Genomic DNA, 19,102 nt, shown 5'->3' on the forward strand with positions numbered 1-19,102 from the left:
GCCGCCACCCGGCTTGCTTTTTAATACCGCACGCAAACCGACTTGGTTTCACACCAGCCGTCCAGCCAGTCCGGACCAAAGTCGCGTCCTGTCCCGGACTGCTTCATGCCGCCGAACGGCAGGTTGGCGTCGATCAGCGTATGGCTGTTGACCCAGACGGTGCCCGCCTGCAGCCGGTCGGTATATTCCAGCGCCTTGCTGATATTCTGCGTCCAGACGCTCGCCGTCAGGCCATAGTCGCTGTCGTTTGCCAGCTGCAGCGCCTCTTCACCGTCGGCAACGCGCACCACGTTGACCACCGGGCCAAACACCTCTTCGCGGGTCAGGCGCAGCGAGGCATCCGGGTTCACCACCAGCGTAGGCGAAACGTAATAGCCTTTGCCTTCCGGCCCACGGTTACCGACAATCAGCTCCGCGTTGCGCGACTTCGCCTCATCGAGGAAGGTCTGCACCTTGTCACAGTGCGCACGCGACACCAGCGGGTTGATAAACGCCTCTGGCGACATGCCCGGCCCGACGCTGAGGGATTTCACCGCCTGTTCAAACCCGCTGACCAGCGTGTCAAACAGCGGCGCTTCAATATAGATGCGGGAACTTGCCGCGCACACCTGCCCCTGGTTCAGGAAGCTGCCGGTCATCAGGCCTTCGATTACCCACGCCGGGTCCGCATCCCTGAGCACAATTGCCGGGTTTTTCCCGCCAAGCTCCAGGGTCACGCCGGTGAGCGTGTCCGCCGCCGCGCGGGCGATTTGCTTACCCGTCGCCGTTGAGCCGGTGAAGCTCACCTTTGCAATATGCGGATGCGAGGTCAGCGCTGCGCCGCACACCGCGCCGCTGCCAGTCACCACGTTGAACACCCCGTCCGGGATGCCCGCTTCAGTGGCCAGTTCCGCCACGCGCAGCATGGTCAGCGGCGTGGTTTCAGACGGCTTGATGACAATAGAACAGCCCGCGGCCAGCGCTGGCATCACTTTCCACATCCCGATCATCAGCGGGAAGTTCCAGGGCACAATCCCGGCCACTACGCCAACCGGCTCTTTACGCGTCCACGCCTGATAGCGGGCGCCCTGCGGTAACGGGATGGAGAGGTCGAGGGTCTTACCCGTAATTTTGGTGGTCAGCCCGGCGGTATAGCGCATCCAGTTCAGGGTGCAGCTGACTTCAAACATACGGGAGATGTTGATGGATTTGCCCTGCTCCAGCGTTTCAAGCTGGGCCAGCTCCTCACTGTGCTGTTCCACCAGATCGGCGAAATGGAGCAGGATCCGCTCGCGCTCCGCCGGGAGTTTTCCGGCCCAGGTTCGGGCCACAAAGGCGCGCCAGCCGGACATGACGGCACGATCAACGTCGTCGACGCTGGCGTCGGCAGTCGAGGCGATGACCTCGCCCGTGGCCGGGTTGTAGACATTCAGCCGCTTTTCACTGTCCGATGCGGCCTGACGCCCTTCAATCCACAGGCCATGCTGTCGGTCTAAAAATTGCTGCACGGCAGGCTGAATAGCTACCAGTGATTCAGACATAGGATACTCCTTCGTTATTCTTCGCAGGGTGTTCATCCAGTCTAAGTGGGGTTTTGCATTCTCGCTTTTGTCTCTGTGACATTCGCTTTGCCACCTGTGACAGGCTCCGCAAATCACGATAATTGCCGCTTATATCGCTGTTACCGGTGAGTGTTCTTTCCTATAGTCAGCCTCATAGCTCTGACAAAATGCAACACAAATGCAACAATGCGAAAACGTTGACGGTGCAGTGAGAGAAACGATGGCGTGTGCAAGCGAGCAGGAACAGTATCAGCAGTGGCTGGCGCAAATTAATCAGGTTTGCGGGCGTTTTAACGCACAGCCCACCGAGGGAAAATTCTACGGCGAGCTGGAGACCAGCTATCCGCGCAGCCTGAAGCTCAGCACCGTCACCGCCGGCGGCGTGAACCTGTTCCGCTCCCGTCAGGAGATCAAACAGAGTAACGATGCCTGGTTCTATACCGTGTTCCAGCTCGAAGGGAGTGCGGAAATTGAGCAGGATGACCGCCGCGCGGTACTCAGAACCGGTGATATTACGCTGATTGATGCCTCACGCCCCTGCTCGATCAACTGGCAGGAAAAATCCCGCCAGATTTCGCTCCTGGTTCCCCGTCAGATTATTGAGCAGCAGTGCCGCTTTCAGGAGATAAGCTGCGCCACCGCTCTTTCCCGCACGCTGCCCACGGTCCAGCTGAGCCATCGCCTGTTGATGGAGAGTATGAGCAATACCAGCCTGAGTGACCGGGAGAGCGAAGCGGCGCTCGAAGCGATGATCTGCCTGCTGCGCCCCGCTTTCCAGCAGCGCGAAATCATTCAGCCGCGTAAGGAACGCCAGTTCCAGCATGTGGTGGCGCTGATTGACGACCACATTCAGTCTGAATCGCTGCGCCCGGAATGGATTGCCGCCGAGAGCGGTATGTCCGTGCGCAGCCTTTACCGCATGTTTGCCGAGAAGGGGCTGGTGGTTGCACAGTACATTAAAAACCGCCGTCTGGATCGCTGCGCGGAGGTGCTGCGCGCTGCCGGTGATGACGAAAAGCTGGCGGGCATTGGCTACAGCTGGGGGTTCACCGACCATAGCCATTTTTCAACGGCGTTTAAGCAGCGCTTTGGCGTTTCGCCGGGTGAATACCGCAAGCGCTACCGCTAGCTATTTTTTGAGCCACTTTCCGTTAATGCCCTTCACGTACTCGCCCGGCTGCGCGCGGGCAACCAGTTTCTGCCCTGCCATTTTGGCCACTTCATCGACCGGCAAATTATTGCTGTCAGCCAGCTTCTGGTAGCTTTCCGTGCGTGCCGCGTTGATGCGATTAACCAGCGCCAGCGTTTCGGCGTCCTGTTGAATCGGGGCGAGATAACCGCTGAGGGTTTCCCCCACGCGCCCCTGTGCCCGGGCGTCATTTAGGGTGAGCGTAGCCGCCTGCACGTTCATCCCCAGCGCCAGTAAAATCAGAGCTACTCGTTTCATGGCGTCCTCAGAACAGATCGCTGCGCGTTTTCAGCAAAGTTTCAACGTCTTTATCGACCTTAATGTGGATCTCATGTTCGATTTTGACATTCATATTGATGGTAATCGGCTCCTTTGGTGCAGCGACTTCAATGCGCGGCGTACAGCCGGACAGTAGCGCGGCAACGGCAACGGTGAGCGCACCAGCCATCTTTTTCATTGTTGTTCCTCACTTTCCTTGCCAGTCGAACTGCGGAGACCGGGTATCGCCGCGTGTTGCTCAAACCAGGTTTGCAGATTGTCTCCAAAACGCAGGCTGCGCCAGAGGGTAAAGACATTCTCGTCATGGGTATAGTTCAGGTTGACGGAGCTGCTCTTGCCATCGACCCGGCTGGTCCCCTTGATGGTCGCCTGCATGGTTAATTCACCCAGGTTATCTAAATTGATTCTCGTCCACGAACGCGAAATTTCCATATAGCGGAGCCAGTTAATCGCGGCACCCGCGACCATATTGTCTTTGACGATGGCGTCGGCCGTATTTTTGTCGATGCGCAGCGTCATAGGCCCCGGGTTAGTCAGCCAGCCATCCTTAATGATCCATTTTTCGTTGTCCAGCCAGAACGGCAGCGCCCCGCTGACCGACCCCGACATGGCAAACTGTTTTGGATTGACGGCGCTAATCAGCTCGCTCGATGAGATATTGTCCACGCGCAGCAGGGCCGGATCGTGCTGCGGCATCCGCAGCTGCTGCATGGTGATCTTCCCGCCGAGGGTTTCCACCTTCACGTTGGTGAGCAGCAGCGGATTGTCCTCCGTCCAGGGATAATCGCCCTGTAAATCCGCGGTAATGTTGCGCGCGGTCACCAGGTTTACCACTTCGCCAATGCGCAACGTGACCGGTCCGCGCGTGCCCAGAGACCAGGTTCCCTCGCTGAAGCGGAACGGCAGCACAAAGTCGACGCCGTTAATCTGGTTGTCCGGCATCCAGGCGCTGCCGGATTTCAGTACCCCGTGCCCACCCGCTTCAAAGCCCTGATCGGCCGCCGCCGAGAAGGCGACCTGCGCATAAAGCTCACCGTCGCGCAGCGTCATTTTCCAGTCCGGCGGGATAAGCGGCTGGAAAACGGTGAGGGACTGTTTCGGCCACCAGGCCTGCCCGCGAAGGCGCACGCCATCCCACCTTCCGTTGACCTGTACCGGGCCGATGTTGTCCGCATGGAGGTCGCCCTTAAACTGAAAAATTGTCGGGTCGGTGCCATCGACGCTGAAGGTCAGGACCGATGGCGGCAACACGCTGCCGCCGGAGAAGCGCGTTTGCCCGGCATTCAGCGACAGCGCACCGCTGAAGGCCGGTTTTTCGGCATCGCGCAACCAGCGTACAGGCTGATCCAGCACCAGACGCGGCTTGCTGACCTCCATCGTGCCGTACTGAAGCTTGTCAAAACCGGTGGAGAGCGCCGTCAGCTCAATAAGGTTGTCGCGCCACTCGCCTTTCCCGGCGACATCCCAGCGGGCATGCATCGGCGTAAAGCCGCCTTTCCCCCAGTATCGCCACTGCCACAGGCCGTTATCAGGTAAAAAGTCGTTGGCCTGACCGTCCAGGTGGAGTTCAAAATCGCCCATCTCGTTTTCATGGGCGCGTAAAATCGCCTGTAAACGACCGTCCACGCCCTTCTGGGTGAGCTTCACGCCCGCCAGCGGCCAGCGGATTTCATCGATATCGAGTGAATTGATGATGCGCCCGCGCGAGCGGAGCAGCGCGCCCGGCTCAAAGGCGAGCTGCGGTTCATACAGGCTGCCGGTCAGTTTTGCCGGTAATTTGGCGTAAAGAATGAGATCGTTTTGCTTCGCCTCGCCGCTCAGGTGCAGGGGCATGTCGCTGTTTTCCATGCTGAGCCTGCCGGGTCCGATATTCAGTACCGCGTTGCCTTTCCCCGCATCGCCTTGCGTCAACACGTTCAGTCGTCCGGTCAGCGTGGCTTTCTCCAGCCCCTGCTGCCAGTTGTCGGCGCGAAGGGACACCCGCCCGCTCAGCGGCATACCTGAGAGATCCCAGTTCCAGCGTCCGTCGCTGATGTTGAGCTGTTCCGCCGTGATCTGCCACGGCAGGTCGAGAAGCGGATCGGGGTTGTCTCTCGCCATCACCACCAGCTGTCCCTGATTGTCTTCCCAGTCGAGATCGGCATCGACCAGAGACGTTAACTGTGGCACGTTAAAGGTCGCCACCGCGTGGCCTTTCACCGGCACGCCGTCCGGCACCAGCGGCAAGGTAAACTCGCCCACCAGCTTAATCGGCTGCGGCTGATCCGGGAGCTGAACATCGAACTGGCTGACCGAGAGCGTCTGACCGCGAAGCGTGCCTTTAATGCTGACCTGCTCGCCTTTATAGGCGATCTCCTGACTGGACGGGGTCAGCGACGCACGCAGCTCGCCCTGCCACTGCTGCCAGGGCGACAGCGTCAAACGGTGAATCGTGAGCCAGGTATTGGGTAATACTGCCTGCCATTCCGCCAGCGTTTTCGGGGCGACCGTTGAAGGCGCTGACTGGGGAATTTTGCTCAGGCAAACGGAGTTAAGATCCAGCGCGCCGATATCCAGCTTCCAGCGGCTGGGATGTGACAGCGTCACGTTATCGATGCGGGCAATTTCGCAGTCCTCCACCAAATAGCGAAGGTCGGGGATCACCAGCGCGTGGCGAGTCAGTTTCGGGCTCTCTTCGAAAGCGATGCGCGTCCCGACGGGAAGCCAGATCCCAGCGAGCGTCGGCACCCACTGGGCGAGCGTCATCAGCAGCGTCAGCGGCAACAGTATGAACAGCAGTAAAAGCGCAAGAGCGGCTTTGTATTTACCCTTCATGGGCAGTTAATATCCTGATTTAGCGAAAGAATTAAGCCGGCAGTGCCGATCATTGTCGCATGTTTAGCGGTTGAGTTGAAGTTAACGCCAAGATTAAGGATAGATGCTGTAAATAGTATGAGGTAACTTTTTTGCTATGCGTAACCTAAAGAACACAATTTAGATTCAGTGGGTTACGCATAATTTCAGGCGAAGAAGTCGGAATAACTGCGTAATTAATACCTGTTCCTGGGCATTGCCAGCAGGTAAAGCATTGCGAATATCAATGACCCCCAGTACACCGAGTCGTACCGCCAGGGATCAAAATCGATATGTAAGAAACCGCGAACAAAATCATAGCCGTTGGCAAAAACGTTAATCTGGATGGCTGCAATGGCTATCACAAACAGCGTATAGCCAATGAACAGTGGGTATTTTCGTAGCCGGTTAATCTTCTGTTTCCCGATATATAACAAGAAAAAAACTACTATAGATACAATGAAATAGTACAAAGCGGGCAGCATTGACGGAGATAAGGACAACCCCAGTTGTTGCGACATGCATCATTCTCCCTCTTTATCAGAAACTCACCCGGTTCCTGATATCGTCCCATCACATCCAGAAGGATTGCAGTTTTCACACCCTCTTGCCATTCTTTAACGTAATTAAGACAGGCTTTTTTCGCATCCTCAACCCACTGCATTTTTCTCTACACGCCCTGACCTGATTCACGCCAAAGATTCCTCGTAGCAAGAATATCATGGAGTTAGGGTGGACATATGCTCTAGAATAATTGATAGAACTTATTGAATTCAATAATATTTTAGAAATTGTAAGATAATTTTAATCATGCTAACGTGAATGCAAAATCACTGGAGAAAGTCTTATGAAACTCGCGGTATACAGCACAAAGCAGTACGACAAAAAGTATCTGCAACATGTTAACGAGGCTTACGGGTTTGAGCTTGAATTTTTCGACTTTCTGCTGTCCGAAAAAACCGCTAAAACGGCGCACGGCTGTGAAGGCGTCTGCATTTTCGTAAACGATGATGGCAGTCGTCCGGTGCTGGAAGAGTTGAAAAAACAGGGGGTGAAGTACATCGCCCTGCGCTGCGCGGGCTTTAACAACGTGGATCTCGACGCGGCAAAAGAGCTGGGTCTGAAGGTGGTGCGCGTCCCGGCGTACTCCCCGGAAGCGGTGGCGGAACATGCGATTGGCATGATGATGTCGCTCAACCGTCGTATTCACCGCGCTTATCAGCGCACCCGTGACGCCAACTTCTCGCTGGAAGGGCTGACCGGCTTTACCATGTACGGCAAAACCGCTGGCGTGATCGGGACCGGTAAAATTGGCGTGGCTGCCCTGCGCATCCTGAAAGGCTTCGGCATGCGTCTGCTGGCATTCGATCCGTACCCAAGCGCCGCAGCGCTGGATCTGGGCGTGGAGTACGTCGACCTGCCGACGCTGTTCTCGCAGTCCGACGTGATCTCCCTGCACTGCCCGCTGACGCCGGAAAACTACCACCTGCTTAACCAGGCAGCATTTGACCAGATGAAAGATGGCGTGATGATCATCAACACCAGTCGCGGCGGGCTGGTTGACTCCCAGGCCGCTATCGAAGCGCTGAAGACCCAGAAAATTGGCGCGCTGGGGATGGACGTCTATGAGAACGAACGCGACCTGTTCTTTGAAGACAAGTCTAATGATGTCATCCAGGACGACGTGTTCCGTCGCCTCTCTGCCTGCCATAACGTGCTGTTTACCGGACATCAGGCGTTTCTGACTGCCGAAGCGCTGATCAGCATTTCGGAAACCACGCTGGGTAACCTTCAGCAGTTAGAAAAGGGTGAGCCGTGCCCTAACGAGCTGGCTTAAGTGCTACGCGGGGTGGGGCTAAGCCTCACCCGGCGCGTTTGTTTCCCAGCTCCGGTGCGCAACGCGCCACCAGAGCAGAACGGCGGCCAGGGCAATGGCGCTCAGGACACTGAATGCCGTCGCAAAGGAGTAATGTCCGGCGATCGTCCCGGTTAACGCCGGGCTCATGGATGCCCCTACTCCCTGCATCAACATCACCACACTCTGCCCGGCATTGACGTGCCCGCTTCCACGCAGCAGCACCACAATAAACGACGGTACGACGACTCCCAGGATCCCGGCGGCCAGGCCGTCGAGAATTTGTACCGGGATCATCATTAACGGCGCGTCCGTGGATGCCGCCAGCGCCGCGCGCACCGGCATAACCAGCAGCGCCAGCATAATCAAGCGCCAGTAACCATAGTGTTCGATCCGGCGCGAGGCCCAGATGGCGACGGGGATCATCACGGCCTGAGAGATGATGACGGTACCGGCCGCATACAAACCGGGGTTGATCGCGGCAGGTGCAGCGGCAACCCTCATGCTCAGCATCGGCAGCAGCGCGGCGTTCGCCAGGTGGAACAGCAGCAGCGTCAGTCCGGTCACAAACAGCGCCCGGTTTTTCATCAGCACGGCAAAACCGGGGACCGGCAGGCTCGCTGAAGAGGACAGCCCGCGCGCCGCGTCGTTATCGATATCGCTGTTGCGAATGGCAAGCAGCGCACACAGCGTTAGCAGCGTGGTGCTGGTCATCAGCAGGAAAATCCCGCCCACGCCCCAGTACCACGCAATGCCGCCCGCAATCAGCGCGGTGACAAAATTTCCGCCGTGATTGAACGCCTCGTTTCTGCCCATCTGCGCGCTGAAGCCGCTCTGCCCGGTCAACCCCAGCGTAATCCCGGCGATCAACGGCCCGACAAATGCCGCACAGATACCGGTGACGATTTGCGACACGGCGACAACGCCGCTCTGCTGGCTAAACCAGAGCAGAAGCGTGCTTAGTGTGATCAGAATGCACAGCAGCGCGAGTACAGCACGCTTGTTGCGGGAGGTGTCGGTGATGAACCCCGCCGGCAGCGTGGCCAGTAACCCCGCCAGCCCGCCGGCCGTCATCAGAATGCCAATATCATCAGGGGTCCAGTGGCGTTCGGTCAGAAAAATACCGAGAAAAGGCCCCAGGCCATCGCGGACATCTGCAATGAAAAAACTTGTCAGGCATAGCGCCCGCAGCGAACGAAGAGACATACTTCCTGCCTTGCCTGTTATCGCCTGAAAAAAAGAAAATGTAGTATACCGGGTATTTTTGAAAATCAGATGACGTCTTAAAAAACATGCCTTCCGAACTTAAACAATTCATAACGGACGTTGTTTTTTCACTTTACTCATAATCGACCCTGACTATACTGGCAATAAATTTTCACAGGAGTCCTTCGTTGGAAAGTTATTTTATCGTCGATACGAAGGTAAGCTGACGCGATTTTCTCGCTGCTTACCTTAAGGGTGGGCAGCAATCCTCTTGACGTGATTGCATCCCAATACATTAAGAACGACCAATTTTTTGGGGCATCGCGATGTTCATGTTTCATCATTCACTCTTTCCACCGCCCTCGCGCTGACATGCTTTGCGTTTTAATGGCGTCATACTGTGCTTTGTGAAGCGCTGACGCTTATCGTTTAATCATGTTAACAGGCGACAGGCTGATGTTCCCTTATATCTCTCATCTGCTCGCAGCGATGCTGCTGGGCGCAATTATCGGCGCGGAAAGACAATGGCGCCAGCGTATGGCGGGGCTTCGTACCAATGCACTGGTTGCGACGGGCGCGGCCGTGTTTATTTTAAGTTCCCTCTCGACCTCACCCGATAGCCCGGGGCGCATCGCAGCGCAGATCGTCTCCGGCATAGGTTTTCTTGGCGCAGGCGTTATTATGCGTGAGGGAATGAATATCCGGGGTCTTAATACCGCCGCGACGCTGTGGTGTTCGGCCGGAATTGGCGTGCTATGCGGATTAGGTCAATTCTGGAATGCCGGTATGGCCAGCGTGATTATTCTGTGCGCCAACATTCTGCTTCGCGAAGCTGCGCAGCGGATTAATCAACTGCCCGCGCTCCATGAAGGCGAAAAATGCTATGTCCTTAAAATCACCTGTAATGACGAGCATGAAGATGCGGTGCGGCAGAATATTGTCAACATGGCGAAAGAGTTGACGTTAAGCCTGAAAGCCATTTATTGCGATACGGCGCAAGCAGAAGGTAAAACCGAAATACGGGCCGAGGTGATGACTCGTGAGGAATACCGGAAATTACTCGAGCTAATTATGGGTAATATTGGTGGGAATAAAATTATGGCTTCCGTAAGCTGTCACGCAATATAAACACGATACCGGGCATTGCGCCCGGTTGAGGTTTTGCTGTTTTGCAGAAATGGACAGCGACGCGGAGAGAATCATACAGAAGCGCTGATTCTGGCAAGACTTTTCATCATCTTCGTCGTAAGGCTAAGCTGCTCGCTGCCCATAAGTTGGGACAATTCCTGCTTAGCGGATTGCCATACCGGAATGACCTGTTCAAGCAGACGCCAGCCTTCCCCCGTCAACATGAGTCGTTTTCCTGAACGTCCACGCCCTCCAGTAGAGCCAATAATGCCTCGGGACTCCAGACTACGGATATTACGACTCAGTGTTGTCGCATCCACCCCTGCTCTGGCGGCGAGTTCCGCAACGGTTTCATTAGGAGAACCCCCGATGCCAACTATCAGACTGAACTGCTCAGCGGTCAGATCAAACGGTCTGAAGCAGGCGTTGTAATAGCGCGTAATAGCCCGAGCAGTAGCGCGCGCCTGAAACGCCGGGCAGACTTCCGGAATGGCCTTCAACAACGTCACATCAATATTGCTCATCATTTCATCTCGACATTCAATGCTAAAGTTAATAGTGTATATACACTATTAAGCATGTTTGAGGAACGGTTATGCCAGCCTTTGTTCATATCAACTTACGCGTTATTGACCCAGCCAGACAGGCCAGCCTTGCCCCCCGCTTCACGTCAGCATTAGAGGAAGCAGGCGGTAAAATTGTTCATTTTGGTGCTGTCGCACAGGTACTGGAAGGTGATGAAGAGCCGTTACCCTATGCGGGCATTTTTGAATTTCCGACGTTAGATCAGGCCCTTGCCTTCTATCATTCGGAAAAATATGCGCCGATTAAGGCTGAACGCCAGCTCGCCCAGGAAGCAAGAATGTTCATTGTCACGACGGAATGACAGGCAGGTTCAACTGTACCTAAATCACAGAACCGAAATTTGTCCCCGTTATGACAACCTGCTCTCTGTTTTGCTGGAAATAACGGTTTACCCTGAGTTGTGCAAAAAATACTCAGGAGGGACACATGTACAATTCAATTTTGGTTCCCATTGATATCTCCGAGGATAGCCTGACGCACATGGTTATCCCTTTCGTTCAGGCACATACCGCACTTAACACGGCCAAAGTCCACTTTCTAACCGTTATTCCTTCGCTTCCCTATTATTCATCATTAGGTTTGGCCTACCCCGTAGAAATGCCGAAGATGAAAGAATTCCAGCACGCGGCGTTAGCAAAACTGGATGAAATAGTTAAGCAATTCAAAATCCCTGCAGACAAGATACAGACGCATGCCGTGACGGGGTCTCCGAAGGATCAGATCCTTAAGCTCGCAGATACGATCGGCGCCGACCTGATCATCATTGCCTCCCATAAGCCGGACATCTCGACCTATCTGTTGGGCTCAAACGCTGCGGCAGTGGTTCGGCATGCGAAATGCCCTGTGCTGGTTGTAAGATAAAAAAACCGGGCGTAACGCCCGGTTTTTCATTTACGCTTCCCTGAATGAAAGCACGCTTTAAAGATTTACGCTGTTTGCATTTAAATTTAAGTCCGTAATAGCGGCTGGTTTTCCCAACAAGTAGCCCTGAACTTCATCACATTTATTTTTTTTAAGAAAAGAGAGCTGTTCGGCGGTCTCCACCCCTTCTGCGGTTACCGCCATCGAATAGGCTTTACCCAGATCGATAATTTTCTCCACGACTGATTGGTTCTGAGGCGAATCGCCCAGGGTAAAAATAAAACTCTTGTCGAGCTTGAGCCCGTCAAACTGAAACTTCCGCAGATAGCTCAGGGATGCATAGCCGGTACCGAAGTCGTCAATCAGGATGCGGATGCCCATTTTTTTGAGAGCCTTCATTGTCTGCAAGGTTTTTTCAGGATCGGAAAGCGTGACATTTTCAGTCACTTCTATTTCCAGACGGTTAGGTTCAAGTCCTGTTTCGTGAAGTATCTCTTTTATCCTTTCGGCAAGATCGCTTGCCTGAAATTCGATGGCCGAAATATTTACGGATACCGATAACCCCGGCAATTTCTCTTTTGTCTCCGCACACGCTGTACGTATGACCCAGTTGCTGAGGTTAATAATCAGGCCTGTTTCTTCCGCCAGGGTGATGAACTGATCGGGCATCATCGTCCCTCGCTGCGGGTGCTTCCAACGTACCAGCGCTTCGACGGCATCTATTTTTGAATATCGGAGGTTATAACGCGGCTGGTATACCAGGTAGAGCTGCTCTTCACGAATTGCAGTCTTCAGTTCTAATTCCAGTTTTCTCCGTTCGGTCAACTTTTCCGACATATCCGGACGATAATAGACCCATCGGTTTCTGCCGGATTGTTTCGCCTGGTAAAGCGCGATATCTGCATAGCGTAAAAGATCGCTTGCGCTGCTGCTATCCTGGGGAGCCAGCGCAATACCCATGCTTACGCCTATCGCCACATCATTGCCCTCAATGGAGAAAGGACGGTTAAGTTCTTGCACGATACGGTGACACACCTCCTCAATTTGCGCTTTTTGGCTGCTGTTGCCGAGGAGCAGCATAAATTCATCTCCCCCCTGCCTTGCGACAAAATCACCTCGACGAACACAATTTTTTAGACGTAAAGCGACCTCGCCAAGCAGAGCATCGCCCGCGGAATGCCCAAAAATATCATTAACGGGTTTAAACTTGTCTAAATCGAGGCAAATCATGGCAAAGGGGTAATGACTGACGCCTTCTTTAGCGAACTGGCCCGCAAGAAACTCCTTAATATGATACCGGTTCGGCAGACCGGTTAATTCATCATGGCGTGAAAGGAACTCCACACGTTTTGTTGCTTCAACTTCCTGAGAGACGTCGGTTGCCGCGCCTCGCAAAACCACCGTTCCATCAGGTTGAGTCGAAAACTTTGCCAGAAGCGTGCAATAGGACGTGGAATGTTGCGCGTGTGTATAAGGACAGTTCTTAAATTCAAATCGTTCAGTTAACTCGCGGCGGCTGACACAGCCATGTAATAATGCGCTTGTCGAGGAAAAAAGGTCATCTAACTTACGGCCTATCCATTCGCTATTTTCATATCCCGTCACTGTAGAAAAACGACCTGAAAGCCAGGTAATCTTTAACGATAAATCTGTTTCCCAGAACCAGTCGCTGGTTGTTTCACTGACGTCCCGGAATCGTTTTTCACTGGTGATAAGATTCAACCGCGCCTGATCGAGGAGAAAGGTATTTTCATCAAGCATTCTTGCCTTCTGCATAATATGACGCATGAGAATAACCGTCATTGATACCGTCAGAATGACTGAAAGGATGAGTAATGGTAAAAAATAAACAATCAACGCCTGGCCGGGGTTTTCGCTGTCCCAGATAATTTGCACATCGCCATCCTGAGTCCTTAAGGTAAATGCTGTCTGATTGTTTATTGGAGAACTGATTATTGTGGGTGAAGTACGAACATTTTTGATTCCGGCATCCTGCCCAATCGTAAGGAGTTTTTCAGCCGTTAATTTGTCGATAAACACCATTGTCGAAGGTTTCCCCGGTAAGGGTTGCACGCTCGTATCATCGCCCGTCGTTATCCATTCCGCAGAAACAATGGACGGAACGGAGTCGATGAGCGCGAGCATAGAAACCGGCAATCCATTTCTTATGCTCACATCATGGAGTAAACGGTCTTTGGTTGATTTATCTAACCAGCGCTCAAGATCCTGAAGCTTCAGTTTCCCGTCAACCACACTGTATCGCGTGGTGCCTGCCGGGGACAGAACAAACACCCCTTCGTAACCAAAGTTGTCATAAAGGGACTTACCCAGGTTTTGCTTATCCCATGCCCAGTGAACGTCAGTGTTCAGATGAAGATGTTTGTAGGCATCTCCCCACTCTGCATTGTCTTTCAAATGACTTCGCATGCTTTCCTGACGGGCATCCAGCGCTTTCCTTAACAAAAATTCATCATGTTTGTCGCTGATTTCATTAACATTATTTTTTATTATTAGCAGAGATATTATTGCTGCGATGAAAATACTAATCAACAGCGTTACTATATAGGTAAAGGTTTTATTTATCAGGCCTTTAGAAGGCTCGGTATCCGTGAAGCCCGGAGTGTTCAGAGGTAGAGTCATCTTTCGCCTTCTTAACAACTATTACGACAATTCTTATGCCACCTTCATTTATCGGCAAAAAATAATAAAATTTTACAGTTAAAAATATGAAGCTAAAGAATAATTAATTTTTACAGTCCAGATCAAATTATTAATCATAAATTCTTTTACAGCCCAAACCAGGTTAATTAAATATACCGTTCAAAGTGACTGTTAACCTCAGCGGTTGTATTTACTCAGAATGGGTATTAAGACTATTTTTGTTATCGTGGTCACAGGAACGATGAAACGTATAAAAAACCGGGCATAAGCCCGGTTCTGTTTTCTGACGAGACTGACTCTATTCGCTCAGCCCGCGATTCTCCAGCATCGGCTCAATCTTTGGATCGTGCCCGCGCCAGTTGCGATACAGTTCAGCTAAATCCGTGCTGTTACCACGGGACAAAATTGCCTCGCGGAATGTCTGCCCGTTTTCACGGGTCAGGCCGCCGTGCTCGACAAACCACTGGTAGCCATCGTCAGCGAGCATCTGCGTCCACAGGTAGGCGTAATACCCCGCCGCGTAGCCGCCGCCGAAAATATGGGCAAAATAGCTGCTGCGGTAGCGCGGCGGCACGGCAGGCAGAGCCAGCCCCTCTTTTTTCAACGCAGCCGCTTCAAAATCCTCCACGCTCGAAACGGCCTCGCCGATGCCGTGCCAGTTCATGTCCAGCAGCGCGGCAGCCAGCAGTTCGGTCATGTCATAACCCTTGTTGAAATGGGTCGCGTTGAGCATGCTTTCCCGCAGCGCGTCCGGCATCGGCTCACCGGTTTCGTAATGGCGCGCATAATGGGTAAACACCTGTGGATGGCTGGCCCAGTGCTCGTTGATTTGCGACGGGAACTCAACAAAATCACGCGGCGTATTGGTGCCGGAAAGCGTGGCGAACCGCTGGCTGGCAAAGAGACCGTGCAGCGTATGGCCAAACTCGTGGAACAGGGTTATCACGTCATCCCAGGAGAGAAGCGCGACACCGCCATTCGCCGGTTTTTGATAGTTACAGACGTTGTAGATCACCGGACGGGCAGCAAACTCGAAGGATTGCTCGACGAAATTCCCCATCCATGCCCCGCCCTGTTTGGAATCACGGGCAAAGAAGTCACCGTAAAACAGCGCCATGCCCTCACCGGTGTGGTCGAAAATTTCCCATACGCGGACGTCCGGGTGGTACACCGGGATATCGAAGCGTTCGACGAAGCGAATGCCAAACAACTGGCTGGCTGCCCAGAATACGCCATCCTGCAGCACGGTATTGAGCGCAAAGTAGGGCCTGATCTGCGACTCATCGAGGGCATATTTTGCCTGGCGCACGCGCTCCGCATAAAAGGCCCAGTCCCAGGCCTCCACGGTGAAACCGCCCTGCTCGTCGTCGATGACTTTCTGAATATCGGCCTGCTCGCGTTCCGCGCGGGCGCGAGCGGCAGGCACAATGCCGCGCATAAATTCCAGCGCGGCGGCCGGGGTTTTCGCCATCTGGTCAGCGATGCTCCAGCTGGCGTAATCCTCAAAGCCCAGCAGACGGGCCTGTCGCGCACGTAGCGCCGTCAGACGCAGGATCAGCGCGCAAGTATCGTTTTCATCCCCTTTCTGGGTACGCGTCCAGCCTGCGTTGAAGAGGTTTTCGCGCGTCTGACGATTGCGCAGCGCGGAAAGCGCGGGCTGCTGGGTGGTGTTCAAAAGCGGGATCAGCCAGCGATCGTTTAGCCCTCGCTCCGCGGCAGCCTGAGCCGCATCAGTAATCTCACCGGCGCTTAGCCCGTCAAGCTGGTGCGCATAGTCCACCACCAGCCCACCCGTTTTATCGGCCGCCAGCAGACGCTGGTTAAACTGGCTGGTCAGGGAGGCCGCCTCGGTATTCAACGCCTTTAGCTCGGCCTTTTCTGTCTCATTCAGACGCGCGCCGGCCAGAATAAACCGCTGATACGTCTCTTCGACCAGACGGCGGGATTCGGCGTCAAGCGCGGCACGGTCCTGCCAGACGCTCTCCACGCGGGCAAACAGCACGTCATTCAGCCAGATATCGTTTGCCAGCGCGGCAAGCTCGGTGGAGAACTGTTCCTCCAGCTCCTGTAAATACGGATTGGTGTGCGCGGAAGTCATGGCGAAGAACACGCTGCTGACGCGCGCGAGCAAAGCGCCGCTTTTCTCCAGCGCCAGCACGGTGTTAGCAAAGTCAGGCGCAGCGGCCTGAGCGACAATCGCGTCAATGTCCACCCGCTTCTGGCGAAGGGCTTCATCGAAGGCCGGACGATAGTGACTGTCGTTGATCTCATCAAAATGGGGGGCCTGGTAAGGCAGCAGGCTGATGTTAAAAAAGGGATTCGTGGCCGTCATCTTTCGCTCCTGAGTACGGGTATCCTCCCAGAGTAGGCCAGGCCGCCTTCCCCTGCAACGCTGTCATACAAATGTTGCCTTAACGCACCCTCTACGGCCGTGCTATGTTAGTACAACACAAAAAGCGTTGAGGAACAGTGAGATGATTATTTTAGTTACCGGGGCAACGGCAGGTTTTGGTGAAAGCATCACGCGTCGCTTCGTCGCCAACGGGCACAAGGTTATCGCGACCGGCCGCCGTCAGGAACGTCTGCAGGAGCTGAAGGACGAACTAGGCGACAGCATTCTGACCGCGCAGCTGGACGTGCGTAATCGCGCGGCGATCGAAGAGATGATTGCGAATCTGCCAGCAGAATGGCGCGCCATCGACGTGCTGGTCAACAATGCCGGTCTGGCGCTGGGCATGGAGCCTGCCCACAAAGCCAGCGTGGAAGACTGGGAAAACATGATCGACACCAACAACAAAGGGCTGGTCTATATGACCCGCGCGGTGCTGCCGGGCATGGTCGAGCGCAATCGTGGCCACATTATCAATATCGGCTCCACCGCCGGAAGCTGGCCCTATGCAGGCGGTAACGTCTACGGGGCGACAAAAGCGTTTGTGCGCCAGTTCAGCCTTAACCTGCGGACCGATCTGCACGGCACCGCCATTCGCGTCACCGACATCGAGCCGGGCCTGGTGGGCGGCACCGAGTTTTCCAACGTGCGTTTCAAAGGCGATGACGCGAAAGCAGACAAAACCTATGAAAACGCCAACGCCCTGACGCCGGAAGATGTCACCGAAACGGTCTGGTGGGTGGCGACGCTGCCAAAACACGTCAACATCAATACCGTAGAAATGATGCCGGTCAGCCAGAGTTTTGCCGGACTTAGCGTCCATCGTGGCTAACGCTGCCCTTCCCGGCCTGCGGGCCGGGTCTGTTTCGGGTTATAAAAGAATGGTAGTATGTTCAGGCTAACTCTCTGAGAAATGACAACTCATGGCCGCAGAATCGCAACTCAATCCCACCCAGCCCGTAAACCAACAAATCTATCGCATTTTGCGACGTGATATTGTCCATTGCCTGATCCCACCGGGAACGCCGCTTTCTGAAAAAGAGGTGTCCGTGCGTTTTGACGTTTCCCGTCAGCCGGTGCGTGAAGCGTTTATTAAGCTTGCGGAAAACGGTCTGATTCAGATCCGCCCGCAGCGCGGCAGCTACGTGAACAAAATTTCACTCTCTCAGGTGCGCAACGGCTGTTTTGTTCGCCAGGCCATTGAATGCGCGGTGGCGCGCCGTGCCGCAACGCTCATCAACGACAAGCAGTATTACCTGCTGGAGCAAAACCTGCATCAGCAGCGGATTGCGATTGACCGTAAGCAGCTGAATGATTTCTTCCAGCTTGATGATGAATTCCACCAGAAACTGGCGCAGATTGCGGATTGCCAGCTGGCCTGGGACACCATCGAAAACATCAAGGCCACCATCGACCGCGTGCGTTATATGAGTCTCGATCACGTCTCCCCGCCGGAAATGCTGCTCCGACAGCATCACGATATTTTCAGCGCGCTGGAAAAACGCGACCCGGACGGCGTGGAAAAAGCGATGACGCTGCATCTGCAGGAAATTAGCGAATCCGTGCAGCTGATTCGTCAGGAAAATAGCGAGTGGTTTAGCGAAGAGTAATATTACGCCGCCCCCTTTCGGACGCGGCGATAGGTTTAGCGAACGACTAACACCGGAATTGTGGCGTAGCGCAGGATAGATTCCGCATTTGATCCCAGCAGATGGGTGGTGATGCCCGGATTTTTCGACCCGATGACAATCACGTCATATTCCCCCTCCTTGCTCAGCCTGATGATTTCATCGCGGACGTTGCCAAAGCGCACCAGGCTGTCAATTTTCTCCGGCGAGATATCGAACAGTCTTTTTAACGCGTTCATTTTCTTACCGGATTCCTCGGTCATATACTCTTCGAACTTTTTAATATCGGCATTAAATCCGCGCAGCAGGGATCGGCTGCTGGCCGGCAGAATATTGACCAGGGTAATCGAGGCGCGCTCTGCCTTCGCAAGGTTTGCCGCGTGGCGAACCGCTTTGTCGCTCAAATCCATTTCAAACACATCAACAGGCATCAAAATCTTCTTATACATAAGCCTGACTCCTTATTCCGATGAAAGGGTTATTTCCTGTACCCAGAATGGCACCGGGAATATAAACCAACCCTCAACGCTTCCCTTCTGAAACTATCAATAAATGAAAATAACGGTCTGCTTTGTCAATTGCTGTCGTGAACCGTCAGCGCCCGACACAATAAAGAAAAAAGTGTGAGTTTGATCAAAAACAAAAACATGTGATGCAGACAGGCGTATTTATATGCTCCGTGAACGGCAACCCTGAAATAACGCCGTAACGAACAGGTTAGAGAGGAGAAAATACCATGATGACATACGACCGTAACCGCAATGCAATCACCACCGGCAGCCGCGTCATGATCAGCGGCACGGGCAAAACTGGCGTGATTAAAGCGATCCACAGCGACGGGCTGGATGCCGCGCAGGTGCGCCGCAGCAAAACGGTTGAAGTGGAAGGATGCGAAGGTAAGTTCGAACCGATTGAGCTGATTCGCCTGGGTATGCACTAAACGGTGCG

The 19,102-nt window shown here is 54.0% G+C and carries 18 protein-coding genes; 8 read left to right on the forward strand and 10 right to left on the reverse strand.

Annotation, left to right across the window (positions count from 1 at the left end; genetic code table 11):
- Positions 1-20: 20 nt before the first annotated feature.
- A complete protein-coding gene (locus BMW97_RS03605; RefSeq protein WP_045910424.1) occupies positions 21-1,520 on the reverse strand; it encodes an aldehyde dehydrogenase family protein in 1,500 nt (499 codons plus the stop codon).
- 241 nt (positions 1,521-1,761) lie between these two features.
- On the opposite strand from BMW97_RS03605, the gene feaR reads away from it, so the two are divergent.
- Positions 1,762-2,670 (forward strand): transcriptional regulator FeaR, encoded by a 909-nt coding sequence (gene feaR, locus BMW97_RS03610; protein WP_090392539.1) that lies wholly within the window; start codon positions 1,762-1,764, stop codon positions 2,668-2,670.
- On the opposite strand, the gene BMW97_RS03615 is transcribed toward feaR, so the two are convergent.
- The 4 genes from BMW97_RS03615 to BMW97_RS03630 all read right to left on the reverse strand — a co-directional run bounded on the left by BMW97_RS03615 (position 2,671) and on the right by BMW97_RS03630 (position 6,362).
- A complete protein-coding gene (locus BMW97_RS03615; protein WP_008502387.1) occupies positions 2,671-2,988 on the reverse strand; it encodes a YdbL family probable chaperone protein in 318 nt (105 codons plus the stop codon).
- A 7-nt stretch (positions 2,989-2,995) separates the two neighbouring features.
- Positions 2,996-3,187, reverse strand: coding sequence for a YnbE family lipoprotein (locus BMW97_RS03620; protein WP_045910423.1), 192 nt, complete (start codon positions 3,185-3,187; stop codon positions 2,996-2,998).
- Positions 3,184-5,823 (reverse strand): YdbH family protein, encoded by a 2,640-nt coding sequence (locus BMW97_RS03625; RefSeq protein ID WP_045910422.1) that lies wholly within the window; start codon positions 5,821-5,823, stop codon positions 3,184-3,186. Before BMW97_RS03625 ends, BMW97_RS03620 begins: the two co-directional genes overlap by 4 nt.
- Before the next feature lie 215 nt (positions 5,824-6,038).
- Positions 6,039-6,362, reverse strand: coding sequence for a hypothetical protein (locus BMW97_RS03630; protein WP_045910421.1), 324 nt, complete (start codon positions 6,360-6,362; stop codon positions 6,039-6,041).
- Positions 6,363-6,688: 326 nt separating this feature from the next.
- Between BMW97_RS03630 and BMW97_RS03635 the strand changes: the two genes are divergently transcribed.
- Positions 6,689-7,678 (forward strand): 2-hydroxyacid dehydrogenase, encoded by a 990-nt coding sequence (locus BMW97_RS03635; protein ID WP_028013015.1) that lies wholly within the window; start codon positions 6,689-6,691, stop codon positions 7,676-7,678.
- An 18-nt stretch (positions 7,679-7,696) separates the two neighbouring features.
- Here the strand turns inward: BMW97_RS03635 and BMW97_RS03640 are convergent, their stop codons facing one another.
- A complete protein-coding gene (locus tag BMW97_RS03640; protein WP_032674689.1) occupies positions 7,697-8,902 on the reverse strand; it encodes an MFS transporter in 1,206 nt (401 codons plus the stop codon).
- A 456-nt stretch (positions 8,903-9,358) separates the two neighbouring features.
- Here BMW97_RS03640 and BMW97_RS03645 point away from each other — a divergent pair, with 456 nt between their 5' ends.
- Positions 9,359-10,030, forward strand: a complete 672-nt coding sequence (locus BMW97_RS03645) for an MgtC family protein (RefSeq protein ID WP_045910420.1) — start codon at positions 9,359-9,361, stop codon at positions 10,028-10,030.
- A 71-nt stretch (positions 10,031-10,101) separates the two neighbouring features.
- Here the strand turns inward: BMW97_RS03645 and BMW97_RS03650 are convergent, their stop codons facing one another.
- Positions 10,102-10,557, reverse strand: a complete 456-nt coding sequence (locus BMW97_RS03650) for a MarR family winged helix-turn-helix transcriptional regulator (RefSeq protein ID WP_223540411.1) — start codon at positions 10,555-10,557, stop codon at positions 10,102-10,104.
- Between the two features lie 68 nt (positions 10,558-10,625).
- On the opposite strand from BMW97_RS03650, the gene BMW97_RS03655 reads away from it, so the two are divergent.
- Complete coding sequence (locus BMW97_RS03655; RefSeq protein ID WP_032674687.1) at positions 10,626-10,916, forward strand: DUF1330 domain-containing protein; 291 nt, start codon at positions 10,626-10,628, stop codon at positions 10,914-10,916.
- 125 nt (positions 10,917-11,041) lie between these two features.
- Positions 11,042-11,476: a universal stress protein UspF gene (gene uspF / locus BMW97_RS03660; protein WP_032674686.1), complete on the forward strand. Its 435-nt coding sequence runs from the start codon at positions 11,042-11,044 to the stop codon at positions 11,474-11,476.
- A gap of 57 nt (positions 11,477-11,533) precedes the next feature.
- Here uspF and BMW97_RS03665 read toward each other — a convergent pair whose 3' ends face one another.
- Positions 11,534-14,116: a bifunctional diguanylate cyclase/phosphodiesterase gene (locus BMW97_RS03665; RefSeq protein WP_090392541.1), complete on the reverse strand. Its 2,583-nt coding sequence runs from the start codon at positions 14,114-14,116 to the stop codon at positions 11,534-11,536.
- A gap of 319 nt (positions 14,117-14,435) precedes the next feature.
- On the reverse strand, positions 14,436-16,469 hold the full coding sequence (gene dcp, locus BMW97_RS03670; RefSeq protein WP_045910418.1) for a peptidyl-dipeptidase Dcp: 2,034 nt from the start codon (positions 16,467-16,469) through the stop codon (positions 14,436-14,438).
- 142 nt (positions 16,470-16,611) lie between these two features.
- Between dcp and ydfG the strand changes: the two genes are divergently transcribed.
- Both ydfG and BMW97_RS03680 read left to right on the forward strand, forming a co-directional pair.
- A complete protein-coding gene (gene ydfG, locus BMW97_RS03675) occupies positions 16,612-17,358 on the forward strand; it encodes a bifunctional NADP-dependent 3-hydroxy acid dehydrogenase/3-hydroxypropionate dehydrogenase YdfG (RefSeq protein WP_023292548.1) in 747 nt (248 codons plus the stop codon).
- A gap of 91 nt (positions 17,359-17,449) precedes the next feature.
- Positions 17,450-18,136 carry a GntR family transcriptional regulator gene (locus BMW97_RS03680; protein ID WP_090392543.1) on the forward strand — a complete coding sequence of 229 codons (687 nt, stop codon included), beginning with the start codon at positions 17,450-17,452 and terminating at the stop codon, positions 18,134-18,136.
- A gap of 35 nt (positions 18,137-18,171) precedes the next feature.
- On the opposite strand, the gene BMW97_RS03685 is transcribed toward BMW97_RS03680, so the two are convergent.
- The gene (locus BMW97_RS03685) at positions 18,172-18,603 is read right to left on the reverse strand and encodes a universal stress protein (protein WP_045910417.1); all 432 of its coding nucleotides are present in this window, start codon (positions 18,601-18,603) and stop codon (positions 18,172-18,174) included.
- Between the two features lie 287 nt (positions 18,604-18,890).
- Here BMW97_RS03685 and ydfZ point away from each other — a divergent pair, with 287 nt between their 5' ends.
- Positions 18,891-19,094 (forward strand): putative selenium delivery protein YdfZ, encoded by a 204-nt coding sequence (ydfZ, locus tag BMW97_RS03690; protein ID WP_014883679.1) that lies wholly within the window; start codon positions 18,891-18,893, stop codon positions 19,092-19,094.
- Positions 19,095-19,102: the final 8 nt, after the last annotated feature.

The organism is Enterobacter sp. NFIX58 (assembly GCF_900110475.1).
Taxonomy (GTDB): Bacteria; Pseudomonadota; Gammaproteobacteria; order Enterobacterales; family Enterobacteriaceae; genus Enterobacter; species Enterobacter quasiroggenkampii.

Excerpts from the sequence above, each read along its gene's own strand:
- BMW97_RS03625 (WP_045910422.1), bottom strand. The coding sequence starts at position 5,823 with ATGAAGGGTAAATACAAAGCCGCTCTTGCGCTTTTACTGCTGTTCATA.
- BMW97_RS03615 (WP_008502387.1), bottom strand. The coding sequence starts at position 2,988 with ATGAAACGAGTAGCTCTGATTTTACTGGCGCTGGGGATGAACGTGCAG.
- BMW97_RS03685 (WP_045910417.1), bottom strand. The coding sequence starts at position 18,603 with ATGTATAAGAAGATTTTGATGCCTGTTGATGTGTTTGAAATGGATTTG.
- feaR (WP_090392539.1), top strand. The coding sequence starts at position 1,762 with ATGGCGTGTGCAAGCGAGCAGGAACAGTATCAGCAGTGGCTGGCGCAA.
- BMW97_RS03630 (WP_045910421.1), bottom strand. The coding sequence starts at position 6,362 with ATGTCGCAACAACTGGGGTTGTCCTTATCTCCGTCAATGCTGCCCGCT.
- BMW97_RS03640 (WP_032674689.1), bottom strand. The coding sequence starts at position 8,902 with ATGTCTCTTCGTTCGCTGCGGGCGCTATGCCTGACAAGTTTTTTCATT.
- dcp (WP_045910418.1), bottom strand. The coding sequence starts at position 16,469 with ATGACGGCCACGAATCCCTTTTTTAACATCAGCCTGCTGCCTTACCAG.
- BMW97_RS03645 (WP_045910420.1), top strand. The coding sequence starts at position 9,359 with ATGTTCCCTTATATCTCTCATCTGCTCGCAGCGATGCTGCTGGGCGCA.
- BMW97_RS03620 (WP_045910423.1), bottom strand. The coding sequence starts at position 3,187 with ATGAAAAAGATGGCTGGTGCGCTCACCGTTGCCGTTGCCGCGCTACTG.
- BMW97_RS03605 (WP_045910424.1), bottom strand. The coding sequence starts at position 1,520 with ATGTCTGAATCACTGGTAGCTATTCAGCCTGCCGTGCAGCAATTTTTA.
- BMW97_RS03635 (WP_028013015.1), top strand. The coding sequence starts at position 6,689 with ATGAAACTCGCGGTATACAGCACAAAGCAGTACGACAAAAAGTATCTG.
- ydfZ (WP_014883679.1), top strand. The coding sequence starts at position 18,891 with ATGATGACATACGACCGTAACCGCAATGCAATCACCACCGGCAGCCGC.
- BMW97_RS03680 (WP_090392543.1), top strand. The coding sequence starts at position 17,450 with ATGGCCGCAGAATCGCAACTCAATCCCACCCAGCCCGTAAACCAACAA.
- ydfG (WP_023292548.1), top strand. The coding sequence starts at position 16,612 with ATGATTATTTTAGTTACCGGGGCAACGGCAGGTTTTGGTGAAAGCATC.
- BMW97_RS03665 (WP_090392541.1), bottom strand. The coding sequence starts at position 14,116 with ATGACTCTACCTCTGAACACTCCGGGCTTCACGGATACCGAGCCTTCT.
- uspF (WP_032674686.1), top strand. The coding sequence starts at position 11,042 with ATGTACAATTCAATTTTGGTTCCCATTGATATCTCCGAGGATAGCCTG.
- BMW97_RS03650 (WP_223540411.1), bottom strand. The coding sequence starts at position 10,557 with ATGATGAGCAATATTGATGTGACGTTGTTGAAGGCCATTCCGGAAGTC.
- BMW97_RS03655 (WP_032674687.1), top strand. The coding sequence starts at position 10,626 with ATGCCAGCCTTTGTTCATATCAACTTACGCGTTATTGACCCAGCCAGA.